The organism is Burkholderia ubonensis subsp. mesacidophila (assembly GCF_002097715.1).
In the GTDB taxonomy this organism is placed as follows: domain Bacteria; phylum Pseudomonadota; class Gammaproteobacteria; order Burkholderiales; family Burkholderiaceae; genus Burkholderia; species Burkholderia mesacidophila.
In genome coordinates, this window is record NZ_CP020739.1 from 434,476 (window position 1) to 446,911 (window position 12,436).

The window sequence follows — 12,436 nt, forward strand, 5'->3', positions numbered from 1 at the left end:
TCACCTATCGCAGATTGAGCCATTGCGGATGATACGCATGCAGGAAAAACCGAAGCAGCACGGAGCCAGGATTGCAGCCGCAGGCCGCAAACCATTCGAACCGGACCGGGTCCGGCGTCAGCAGCAATTCCTGTTGTACGGCAGCGGCGTGGCAATCACCGTGTTCATCCTGGCGTGTATGGTGCTCATCGCGCGGCTCGAAATACTCGGCCACTTCACGCAGGTGCGGGGGGAGTTTCTGAAGCGGGAGGCTCGGCTGCATGCCGAGTTGATGTCGACACGATTGTTGTTCGGTCAATTCGTCAACACTGCACAGGGGCGCTGGATAGCCGCAGAGCCGGTCCCGCGCGAAGTATTGCAGAAGTTCGCCGACGACCACGGTCGCTTGATCGGATACCGGCTCGGCCATGCCTGGTTCGTCGGAATAGCCGATGTCACGCCGGAGCATCCTGCGAGTCAGTATGCGCGTTATCTTTCGGTGGCTCTGCCGCATTTCAAGATCGCGGCGACCCAGGCTCCGGTCGACAAAGGTCTATCCGGTTATATGGTCGCGACGAACGAAGAATTCCTCGGCATTTTCGATTCCGAACTCGTCGAGCGTGCGCTCGATCTGCCTGACGGGTTTTCGTTGAAGTCGCTGATGCGACAAGTCGCGCCATCGAACGTGGATTTCACTGAGGAACATCAAGGTAGTGCGGACAAGAACGCCATCCTGATCGAAAGCCGCATTGATCCGCTGCTGGGGCGCCGTGTACTGCGCTTTGCCCAGCGCCTATACGATGGCAAGGGGCAGCAGTTCGCTTGGGCAATCATGAACTGTCGCGAGCGTATCGGCGAAATTCTCGCATCGCAGTCCGGCGACGACAGATATGCGCTGATCGATGCGCGTGCCAATTTTCTGGCAGGTGCGGAGCCGAGCCGCGAGATGATAGCCAATGCGATCGACCATGCGCGCATTCCGTATGGAGATCACGTGGCCGTACACCGCGTCGGCACCCGTTTCGTCATCGGGGACTACTTGCCAAGCTCCGATCTCATGTTGATGGCTACTTTCTCGTGGCGGAGCGTCGCGGCTGCAGTCTTCGAGCCACTCAGCCTGACGGCCGGACTTGGGTTGATTGCCATTTCGATTCTCTGGATCGGAATAGTCCGCTTCGATCGGCGGGCACTGCGTCCCGCGAACCGCCGGGCGATTCGATTGATCGAAAGCGAGGCACTCAACCGCACGTTGATTCGTGCGGCTCCGGCAGGAATTATTTTGCTGTCGATGGCTGACGGCGAGACGATGGTGCGCAACGATGCCGTTCTCCAATACGAAGACAACAATTCGGGTAAGTCGCTTGGCAAACGAATTTGGCGTGCGTATCAGGACGGAACGCGGGCGCCGGATGCACCGCGCTTCATGATGCGGGAGTTGGCCTTCGACGTGGCTGGCCAACGGGCGGTCTATTTTGCCGTGAACATCGTGCGAACGCGATATCGTGGCGTCGATGTGCTTCTTTGCACGTTGGTCGATATCACTGTCCGAAAGCAGATGGAGGAGAAGCTGCGCGAGGCGCGTGAGGCGGCCGAGTATGCAAACAAGGCGAAATCGACGTTTCTTGCAACGATGAGCCACGAAATCCGTACGCCGCTCAACGCGATCGTCGGCAACCTTGAATTGATGGAGCGTGCTCGGATGTCCGCGCCGATGCGGCGCCGGCTCGGGACGATCATGTCGTCGTCGGACGCGTTGCTGCGCGTGATCAACGACGTGCTTGACCTGTCGAAGGCCGAATCCAACCAGATGGTCCTCGAGCACATTGCGTTCGATTTGCGCGCGTTATTGCGAGACGTCACCGCGATCTTCCAGCCGCTCGCAGATGCGAAGCATCTGACGCTCACATGCCGTCTGTCCCCGGCGTTGGCCGATGGCTATGTCGGTGATCCCGTGCGGCTGCGGCAGATCGTCACGAACCTCGTCAGCAACGCGATCAAATTCACGCAGCACGGTACGGTGACGGTAGACGCGCGGCTCTCGCCGATCGCGGCGGGGAACCCACGTGTCGAGATCGTCGTCAGCGACACGGGGGTCGGCATTCCGAAGGAGAGTATGTCGACGCTGTTCGACGTCTATATTCAGGCCGACGCGGCGACATATCGACGCTTCGGGGGCACTGGGCTCGGGCTGCCGCTGTGTAAGCGTATCGTCGAGCTGATGGATGGAGAACTGTCCGTCGACAGTCGTCTCGGCGAAGGCTCGAATTTCGTTGTCACACTACCGCTGCCGGATGCGCCGCCTGGCTGGTGCACGGAGCTGCTGGATATCGACACGTGCTCGGACCCGGCGTTCGTATTCGATATCGACGCCGAACCGGTGGCGGACGAAGCCGGCGAGGAGGGAGGCGACAGCGATGAGCCGATACGTGTGCTGGTCGCCGAGGATCATCCCGCGAGCCGCGCACTGCTGCGCGACCAACTTGACGTACTGGGTTACGACGCGACGATCGTTACCAACGGCATCGAGGCGATGCGAGCGTACTTCGAACGGCCGTACGATATCGTGTTGACCGATCTCGGGATGCCGGAACTCGACGGTTTTGCGCTGTCGAATTTTCTCCGGGAACAGGGCGCAGGGGTGCCGGTGATCGCGATGACCGCCCATGCGACCGACGAAGACCGCCAGCGTTGCGAGAAAGTTGGCGTCGCGGAGGTTGTGCTGAAGCCGCTATCGATCGGCGCACTCGATGCGGCGTTGCGGCGGCATGCGGGACGCGATGCCGTTGCGCCGACGTTGCAGGGGAGCTCGGTACGCCAACTGGAAGTTACCGACGAGATTCGCCAGACGCTACACACGGCGACACAGCACTCGCTCGTGATAATCAACGCAGCGCTGACGAGCGGCGACATGGACGCGGTCCAGATCGAGCTCCATTCGATGCGAGGAGGCTTCGCGCTGGTCCGCGACGTCATTGCACGGGATGCGTGCGCGCGTGCTGAGTCGACCCTGCGTGACAATGGCCCAGGTGAGCTTAAACGAATCTGGCCTTCAATCGAAGAAGCGATTGTCCTGGGGCTAAGGCGTCTTGCGAGTGGAGGTGCGCAAGTCGATTCTCCATGAAATCGGTGTGCGTCTCTGCCGGCGCTGCTGGTGTGGGTACGCGCTTCACCAGCGGTGACCGGGCCGTATCAACGCTTCAGCGTGCCGAGGTCGGCTTCCACTTCGCGCAAGTCGCTTGTTTTTTCACGCAGCTTATCCTGCTTCCTGGCGAGTATCCGCCGCTTCTTCGCGATCTCCTTCGCATCCGCTGACGCTTGGGCTTCACGCAGGCGTTCCTCTGCGCGACGTACGTCATCCTGTGCGCTGCGCACGTTGCGTCGCTTGTCCCTGAGCTTGCGTTCGGTGCTGGCAAATTGGCCTGCGCCCGCGCAACTCGCTTCGACATGCGCGAGTGCGGCCTGCTTGCCGATCACCTGATGCGCATTGCCGTATCGCTTCGCATTGTCGATCTGCGCCTGGATTGCCTGGAGCCGTTCGGCGCAATTACGCTTGCTCGCGATCGCTTGAGAGCCTGTGGGCAGGATGAATGGAATGGCAGCGGCAATCAGGATCTTTTTCATCATGAGCAATTTCGCGGGTGTGTCATTGCCGATGGGGTGGTGTGCGTATAGCCACTTGTACTCCCGATCGGGACCTTCGACGCGACGGCATGGCAACCGATCGACGTGTGGGCCGCCATTAGAACAGCAGCATTCGTGGCGGTAAATATGACATGTATGAAACCGTATTCGCGAGTTACTAGTGCCCAGGGCAATCGCACGAAATGTGTAAATCGTTAAAGAAGGCTTCCGTTTGCTTGAAAGCCTGTCCGAAGCAGGATGTAGTGACGGTTTTTCCCCCGGAGAGAAGCCCGTGCGACAGTCCGTTTTGCAGCAGGATGTGTTGAGTATCGAAGAAGCATTCGGAGGTTTGACGGATCCACGTAGCCGGCCGTCTCCCCATGATTTGCGGGAGATCCTGTTTGTCTCGCTGTGCGCGATTCTGTCGGGGGCAGACAGCTGGGTCGCGATTCAGATCTGGGGCGAATCGAAGCTCGACTGGTTGCGCCGGTACGTGCCGCTGGAGCGCGGGATTCCATCGCACGATACGTTCGGTCGGGTATTCGCGGCACTTGATCCGCTGGAATTCGAAGCCTGTTTCGTTCGCTGGATGCGCGGACTCTGCCCGGCGCTGGCCGATGAAGTGGTCGCCATCGACGGCAAAACCGTGCGAGGCTCACGCAGCGCGAACCAGCATGGCATCCACCTCGTCTCGGCATGGGCAAGCCAAATGGGCATGTCGCTGGGGCAAGTGCGGATCGCCGACAAGAGCAACGAAATCACGGCCATCCCGGCATTGCTCGACGTACTGCTGCTCAAGGGCGCAATCGTCACGCTCGATGCGATGGGGTGCCAGCGCCAGATTGCCGAGCGTATCGTCAAAGCAGGCGGGGACTACGTGCTGGCGGTCAAGGACAATCAATCGACGCTGCTGGAGCGGATCCGCTATGCACTTGAGGCCATCGAGCGTGTGCCGCACGCCTATCAGGACCACACCACCGAACATCAGGAAATCGACAAGGATCACGGCCGTATCGAAACGCGCCGGTGTATCGCCAGTGATGTCCTAGCGTGCTGGGAGCCTGATCCGGACTTATGGCCCGGCCTGCGTTCGATCGTGATGGTCGAGGCCACTCGGGAAATCGGCGATACCAAGACGACCGAGCGGCGTTACTACGTGTCGAGCCTGCCTCCCGACGCAGCGCGAATTGCGCAGGCCGTGCGGGCGCATTGGCGTATCGAGAACAGCATGCACTGGGTGCTGGACATGGCCTTCGGTGAAGACCAATGCAGGGTTCGCGTCAACAACGCCGCCCAGAACTTTGCGATCCTGCGGCGCATCTGCCTGAACCTGCTCAAAGCGGATACGACGACGAAGGCCGGCATCAAGAATCGACGGCTCAAAGCGGGAGTCAATGACGCCTACCGCGTCGCCGTTCTCCGTTTGTGACAGTTCATGCGATTGCCCGTTACTAGTGCCTAAGTTCCGGAATTTCGAATTCGTCCAATAGTGCTGCGGCTCTAACAATCCTAAGATGGGGACTTTGTTGAGAGTCAAGCCTGCATTGGTTCATCATGCGCGCGTCGAGTGCCGCTCCCGGAAACCGAGTTTGTAAGAGGCGACTCGGACAGTAGATCGAAAATGGATCTGTGAGCGCACGTCGTACTTGGCTGCAATCGACCGGGTCAGAAATCCAGATCCTCAAGAAGCGATGGTTCGGTAAGCGCAAGTAATAGGACGGGGTTGACTCCCCTCATGGTGGATTAGCCCCGGAGGAGATATTTCCATGCGCGACAAAACCATGCGCGACAAAAAGAAGATACTGAATTTACTGTTGGAATTCGCGTCACTTCCCGAGAAATCAAGAAGAAAGTTTCTTATGGAAATGAACGAGTACCTGATGATGTCGCACGTACAGAGGCGACACGCGATCTACGAGTGGGAGCAAGGGGCCAGAATCCGCGATGGGTCTGCGAATCAGCAATCACGTTGACCATCTGAGGGGGATCGCATTGGGAGCAATCAAGCAACCAAAATGTTTCATCGTGGGCATGTGACGAAGATCGTGCGCGCTCATCCCGGCTGTCGGCCCATCGGCATACCGTGTCTCCCATTCTGTTGGCGTCTACATGCTTCGTGAACATGGATCATGTTCACAACAGAACACGAGCGCGCGTAACGACCAAAATATCGGTCAAGTTCGAAATTGCGGTCTCGGCGGATTTGACATGTACGATATGCTTCGCGAGACACGAACGGTCGAGCGGATATTTGGCATATTGGCAATCACGTCTTTCATTAGGTCGACAACACGCCGGACGCCATATCAGCTCACCATTGTTTCACTGCGCTCGTGGCTTCCGTCATGACGCATCATGCCAAACAGTCCCCTCCAAACCTTACGCCGCTACCAGAGCATCTCAGTGTTCGGCGGTGGGATCATCGTTACATTGTTGATTCTGCTCGCCAGCGGGCTCGGCATGGCGTGGATCGTCTACACCTATGCCGAAGGGGAGCGACGCACCTATTTGAGCGGGCTGGAGCAGACACTGAACGCGATCCAGGTGAGCGAGACGTCGTTTCGTAACAGCGTCACGAACGTGCAGCTCATCTGGCGGGAGGTGGGCAATGCGCCGGAGTCCATGCTCAACGAATTCTTCAACAGCGGTCAGCAATTTGCGACCAAGCCTTATTCGTCGCTCGTACTCGGCGTGCCGGAGCAAACCGCCAATCGTATCGAGGTCGCGCGATATCTATCGATGTCGGTGCTGTTGGCGCGCATCTGCGCGGCCAGTTCGATCATTCGAGGGTACACGCTGGAGGGTTATCACTACAGTACGCGCACGGGCGCATTCGCGCTGGTGCCGAACCGGAAGCACGATTACCCGGCCCTGGATTTACCGGAAGGTCGCGCTCGCGTGCTCGATGCGTTGCGCATCCATTTCGATGAGCCATCTCGGAGCGCCGATGGCTCCCGCCCGCAGGTGCGTTGGCTGCCGCCCTTCATTAACCCCGTGTCGAGGCAGTCGAGGATCAGGATCGCGGCCGAGGCGCATGATCATGGCAAGCCATTTGCGGTACTGGTAACCGAATATCCCCCCGCCCATCTGCTGTCGTGGCTCGACGATTACCGTCCCGCAGGCGCCTTCTATATTACGACGTCCGATGGCGGGCTGGTCTCGATGGATCCGACGATCATGGGCGATACCGAGCGTGTGCAGCGCCTGCTGCGGCTGAATCGGATGCGTAGTGAGGCGTCGCCAGGCGCTCCCATGTTCAGTGACGGCTTCTTGCTGTTTCGCGATCAGCTGGGCTCGACCGGCTGGACGCTCACGTACGCGCTGTCATGGGTCGGCATCGTGCATGGCGTGGCATGGCCTGCTGGAACGGTCGCGGCGGCGACACTGGTGGCGCTGGCGGTGATGTGGACGCTGCTGCTGCGCTTTCACAGGCGCGAGTTCGTGCCGCTTTATTCCCGGTCGCAGCGCGTATTCGATAGCGAGGCGCTGTGCCGCAGCGTCATAGAGATGGCGCCGATCGGACTTGGTTTGATTGCGCGCGATGACGAGCACTTCATGCTCGTGAGCCATGCCCTGACAGAAATGGTCGAACGGATCGGCGGCGAATATCACGTGCTGTCGAGCCAGGTGGTCGGTGCGTGGCGGGTAGGCGACGCGGATTGCAAAGTGCTTGCCGGCGACATCCTGTTGCCCGGTGCGGAAGCGGCAAATCCTCACCTCGAGTTCATGGCGTGTGGTGGACGCTATCAGGGCAGGGAGGTGCTGATCGCCGCGTTCGTTGACGTGACTGCAAAGCGGCAGCTGTTGCAAAAACTTGAAGAGGCAGTTCGCGCGGCCGATTCGGCAAATGCGGCGAAATCGTCGTTCCTTGCAGCGATGAGCCATGAGATCCGCACGCCGCTGAACGTGGTCCTCGGGAATCTCGAGCTTCTCGAGCGCTCGTCACTCGATGCGTCCCAGCAGGGCCGTCTGCGCGCGCTACGTACGTCTGCAACGAACCTGCTCGCCGTCGTCAGCGACATATTGGATTTCTCGAAGATCGAAGCCGGCTCGATGTCGGTCGAATCGATCGAATTCGATGTGATCGCAATGATCGAGCGTGAGCTAAATGCGTTCTCGCCAGTCGCGAGGGAGAAGGGGCTGCAGTTATTTTGTGAAATCAATGCATCCGCCGCTCAGCGAATGCGCGGCGACCCGACACGCCTGGCGCAGGTATTCGGCAACTTGCTGAGCAACGCGATCAAGTTTACTCACGCGGGCAGTGTTACAGCGCGAGTCAGCGTGACCGCGGATGGCCGCGAGGTGTCGGAAATCGTGATCGAGATCGAGGATACGGGGATCGGCATCTCCGCCGAGCATATGCTCAAACTGTTCAAGCCGTTCTCACAAGTTGACATGTCCATCACGCGGCGCTTCGGTGGAACAGGCCTTGGACTCGCGCTGTGCGGCCGGCTCGTCACGGCGATGGGCGGACGAATCTCGGTTGCGAGCGAGCCGGGCGTCGGAAGCTGCTTCACGGTGCGGCTTCCACTCGGAATGGACGTTTTGGCATTCGACGCGCGACGCGCGACGAACGGTCGAATTCTGACACTCGTTGCCTCACATCCTGAGTGGCGCGATTTCGTACTGCCGCATCTGACGTCATGGGGCTTCGACGTCCGCATCCAGGACGATCCGCTCGATGTACAGGACCACGACGTTGATCGGCTTGGCACAGTGATACTGTTCGGCGATCCCGACATGTGGCCGCATGTAGACCTCGACGGCGTGTCCAGCGGCACGCGAACTATCCTGGCGACGCGCGATGGCCCGCTTGAGCCGTATTACGTTGGCGACATAGTTCGCGTGTCATGTTATTCACTGAGTGGTTTGTACTCGGCGCTGATGCAAAGCAATGATGGGGGCCGTGAGTTCGGGAGAGATTTCCCAGTGGAACGTCCTTCCCGGAGGCCCGACGCCTCCGCGCATTATGCGATCGGCGGTACATTGCGGGTGCTCGTGGCGGACGATCAGATCGTCAACGGTGCGCTGCTCAGCGAGCAATTGCACGCGCTTGGTTGCATAGTTGCCGAAGTTGGCTCGGCGCAGGCTGCGCTCGATTCATTGGCCACCGACAGTTGGGACGTGGTGCTGATCGGCGCCGACCTTCCCGACATGTCGGCGCTTGCGCTTGCCGAGGCCGTTCGCGATCGCGAGTTCGCCGGCGATGTGTTAGTTGTGACGTCACACCTGTTGCCGGAAGACAAGCGCCGCTGCGTGCAAGCTGGCGTGCGCCGCGTTTTGACGAAGCCGGTGACGCTCGCGCATCTGCACGGCGCGCTTGCGACGCGGCGACGAGGCATTGGGGACCATCGTTTGCACGGGGCCGACCCGCCGGCAGAACGACTTGGCCCCGAAAAGGTGTTGCACGACGAATAATCGCAAATCTGTCATACCGGGCCGCAGGTTATCTCGCCGCCCGCCGCGTGCGATACAAAGGTCGCCCGGGCCGTGACGCGAATTTGATCCGCTATGCCGACGAAGATCGCGAGACCTAACGGGTGATGGGTTGGTCGAGCGGGGCGTGTACTGTGACCGGTAGAATCCGCGCGTTGCGCGATCACAGTACAGCGGTCCTCTACGTTCAGCGCTTGTTGACTGGACTCATCGTTTCCCTGAACAGAGTGCTGAACCGTGTGGCGGCAGCGATACTTGGCCGAGCGGCGCAGGTTATAGAGACGCGATGACGACAGGTGCTGCAGCCGCACGAACCGTTCGTCGCCATAGACCTGATACGTGCGCCGCAACACGGCCACCATGGCGGGCCCCGAGAGACGGCCGTACTAGCGCTCGGCCTCGGCCAGCCCAGATCCGCCTCCGTGTAACGCCTGGCAAAGGCGTTCGAAGATGCGCTATTGGGACGGGGCAGTGTCTTGAAATGCAACCAGCGCAACACCTGCCTCGTGACATGCGCACGGCTGAATCATCCGACAGATGATCAACCATCCCCGATAGCCTGCCGCCCATCGGCAGTCAACACTCCGGCGAATTTCCTTCGCTCCAGGCTCATCGCCCGGTGGAAACGCGCGGTTACAGGCTCATTTGCCGTTGGACAGCGTTGTTGGCTTCGCAGTCAAATTCGGACCAGTCCAATTGACGCTTGCTTCGGTGACTCATTACATTGCAATGGTGCGGCAGTCGACGTATGGACAATACCGGAATTGATAAGGTCCGCACATGTCATCAATAGAGGATTGCATAACATGCGTGAATTGAAGGTTTCTGAAGCAAAGCAGATTTCGGGTGCCGGCCTGGTGATCGCCGGCGACATCTCCGGCAACTCTGGTACGTCATGGGATGAGATCGCCGGCGGCGCCTCCGGTACGTCAATCAATGGCGGTGTCGGCATTGGTATCGGTGCCAACGTGACGATCAACGGTCGCCCCGTTCCTCCCACAAGCTCGGGCAAGAACGGCGTTGGGGTGAGCATTGGACATTCGGGGTTCGACGTTTCGAAATTCACCAGCTCGTTTTTCAAGTTCAAGTTCTGATTCGGGGGCGTTGAACCCGAAATTCAAATAAACAGATAGAGGTGTCGTGAGGGCAGCGATTCGCTGCCCTTTTTTTTGAATTGCGAGATGTTCGACGCTCGGCATGATGCGATGCCGCAAGCCAAGTGAGGGAGCGTAGGCGTGATGATCGGGCGCCGATCGGCGATGCGCCGTCGGAACCAGGAGTGCCTGCGACGCAGGCATCTGGAAAATCCGTCGAGGGGGGGGGAATGAGTTGTTAAATTTCAGGCTGTACGTGGAATCGAGATGCGTGGGCGCTTCAAAACCTCGACGCCGTGGACGCGGCGCGTGTGGCATTCGATGCGAATACGAGCAGCATCGGCTACAGTCGGGCGAGCCGCATGGATTGGCCGCATGTAACGAAGATTATCCATTCTTGGCTATTTAACATAAGCTAAAGAAATTTTTTGGGGTGTCAAAGCCATTCTCAAATGTCCGCTTTCTGGCTATTTAAAAATGTCCGATTTTTCAGTTGATTTGGCTTGCCTGTTTTTCCTCGGTTTGATCGTCACGCGGTGTCGAAGGAAGGCGTCTGAACGGGCAGGGCGCTGACGTCTGAGCCACGGTCCTTCGCAGACCGACGGCCAGGTTTGCGGGGTGGCTTTGTGGTTTGCCGGTGTTGAGCCAATTCCACGATCACGCCATCCAGATCGGCCTGCGTGAACTCGCGTGGTTTCTTCGTACCCGCCCGACGTTCAGGCTTGCGCACCGCGATGCCTTGATTCGCGCGTGACGGCGATCCGGAAGCACGTCGGTTGTCGCGCTGCGCCTGGATCGCTTCAGCCACTTGCAGCGCGTGACTCAGACGCTTGTGCTCGACGACCGCACCTTGATCGACCTCCGCCAGCTTGTCGTACTGCCGACAGGACAGCACTGCACCGTCGGCCCGGATCTCGATGCGCCCGTCCGGATACTCCCACACGTCGATATACCGGTGAATCAGCGTGCGGTTGGCCGGCGTGTCGTCCAGCAGATAGAGCACCCGGTCGTACAGCACCGTCAGCGACTTCGAGACGCGACGCGTCTCGCGCCAGGTCAGCAACTGATCCAGGTCCTCGTCGTCCCGCAGTGGCCGGTGTGCGTCGAAGTCGCTACGCGGCGGCTTCGCGAACTCGAAATAGCTGAACGTCGATTCCGTCGCCGTAAAGTGCAGCATCATCAACCGGCTCGTGGCGTCGTCGACGTACACCAGCAGCGTGCATTGCGGCGCCCGCTCCTCGAACCACCGATGCTCGCTGCCGTCGATCTGGATCAGCTCGCCCAGGCACGCACGCCGCGCCCGCGGCTGGTAGACCTTCGGCGGCCGCTGCCGACGCGGAATCCACAAGCCCGCGTCATACATCCAGCGTCGGACCGTTTCCTTGCCAAGTCGGATGCCGTGACATTCCCAGAGCTTCTCGCAGGCTAGCGTCGGCCCGAAATCAGCGTAGCGCTCCCGAATCAGCGCAATCGCACGCGCGCGCAGATCGACGGACAGTTCCCGATTGCTCGGCCGCCCGCGCTTGGCTGAAACCAGTCCGGCTGGACCCGCGGCCTCATAGCGCCGGCACAACCGGCTGATCTGCCGTTCACTGAGCTCCAGTCGCTCAGCCGCCTGAAAACACCGCAGGCGGCCTTCAACAACCGCCTCGATGACCTTGACCCGCTCGAGTTCGCGCATGCTTGCCGTGATCAACTCACGTCCGTTCATGGTTCGCCCCTGGTCGATGCCTCACGAAAGCGTGCACTTCAACCAAGGCAGGAATCGGACATTTCTAACGAGCCCAAATCGGACATTACTAAAAAGCCGTGACATTGCAGCGGCTGGACGATCGGTGTCTGACGCGTGCGCGATAAGTGGACCGTCGAGCTGTGGGATGGAACGTCTCTCCATGCCGTCGTCGACTCGCCGGTTGCAGCGGTCAGGCTCCATCGGGAACTGGTCGCTGAGCCGGACTTGACCAGGTCCGACGATCTTGACTACCAACAGGACACGAGTGGCTGATCAGTCATTGAGATGGAAGCCACGGATCCATTACCGTGTGTCGCCGGGCGCCATGCCTGGCCACTCGATCTCATCGACCAAGTATCCTCGATGGCGCAGAAGCGCAATCAACCCATTGGGCCCGCCAAATTTGTCGCATCAGCGCCGGATCGTTTCGCAGCTCACCACGACACCGCGCAGGCTGATCTGGAAGCGGAAATACCACCGCACGGCCTGAGCAATGGTGGCCGCAGGAAACCGGCGTGCACGATAGAGCGAGGTCGTTTTCATGTCGTTATCCTACGCCAACGTGACAATGCCG

Annotated in this window: 8 protein-coding genes and 1 pseudogene; 5 read left to right on the forward strand and 4 right to left on the reverse strand. The window is 59.7% G+C overall.

What is annotated here, in order from left to right; all coding sequences use genetic code 11:
• Positions 1 to 37 precede the first annotated feature (37 nt).
• Entirely contained in the window at positions 38 to 3,100 is a 3,063-nt protein-coding gene (locus B7P44_RS34220; RefSeq protein ID WP_084910711.1) for an ATP-binding protein, read from the forward strand.
• A gap of 68 nt (positions 3,101 to 3,168) precedes the next feature.
• On the opposite strand, the gene B7P44_RS34225 is transcribed toward B7P44_RS34220, so the two are convergent.
• Positions 3,169 to 3,603, reverse strand: coding sequence for a DUF1090 family protein (locus B7P44_RS34225; RefSeq protein WP_084910449.1), 435 nt, complete (start codon positions 3,601 to 3,603; stop codon positions 3,169 to 3,171).
• A gap of 304 nt (positions 3,604 to 3,907) precedes the next feature.
• Between B7P44_RS34225 and B7P44_RS34230 the strand changes: the two genes are divergently transcribed.
• From B7P44_RS34230 to B7P44_RS34240, 3 genes are all read left to right on the forward strand, one after another.
• A complete protein-coding gene (locus B7P44_RS34230; protein WP_088511407.1) occupies positions 3,908 to 5,029 on the forward strand; it encodes an ISAs1 family transposase in 1,122 nt (373 codons plus the stop codon).
• A 337-nt stretch (positions 5,030 to 5,366) separates the two neighbouring features.
• Positions 5,367 to 5,573 (forward strand): hypothetical protein, encoded by a 207-nt coding sequence (locus tag B7P44_RS34235; RefSeq protein ID WP_407924051.1) that lies wholly within the window; start codon positions 5,367 to 5,369, stop codon positions 5,571 to 5,573.
• Positions 5,574 to 5,955: 382 nt separating this feature from the next.
• Entirely contained in the window at positions 5,956 to 9,018 is a 3,063-nt protein-coding gene (locus B7P44_RS34240; protein ID WP_084910451.1) for an ATP-binding protein, read from the forward strand.
• 11 nt (positions 9,019 to 9,029) lie between these two features.
• Here the strand turns inward: B7P44_RS34240 and B7P44_RS36960 are convergent, their stop codons facing one another.
• Complete coding sequence (locus B7P44_RS36960) at positions 9,030 to 9,398, reverse strand: hypothetical protein (protein ID WP_133118004.1); 369 nt, start codon at positions 9,396 to 9,398, stop codon at positions 9,030 to 9,032.
• A 444-nt stretch (positions 9,399 to 9,842) separates the two neighbouring features.
• On the opposite strand from B7P44_RS36960, the gene B7P44_RS34245 reads away from it, so the two are divergent.
• Positions 9,843 to 10,130, forward strand: coding sequence for a hypothetical protein (locus B7P44_RS34245; protein WP_084910452.1), 288 nt, complete (start codon positions 9,843 to 9,845; stop codon positions 10,128 to 10,130).
• A 529-nt stretch (positions 10,131 to 10,659) separates the two neighbouring features.
• Here the strand turns inward: B7P44_RS34245 and B7P44_RS34250 are convergent.
• Positions 10,660 to 11,841 (reverse strand): ISNCY family transposase, encoded by a 1,182-nt coding sequence (locus B7P44_RS34250; protein WP_084910453.1) that lies wholly within the window; start codon positions 11,839 to 11,841, stop codon positions 10,660 to 10,662.
• Between the two features lie 435 nt (positions 11,842 to 12,276).
• Positions 12,277 to 12,405 (reverse strand): annotated as a pseudogene (locus B7P44_RS36965) (IS6 family transposase); the annotation flags it as partial.
• Positions 12,406 to 12,436: the final 31 nt, after the last annotated feature.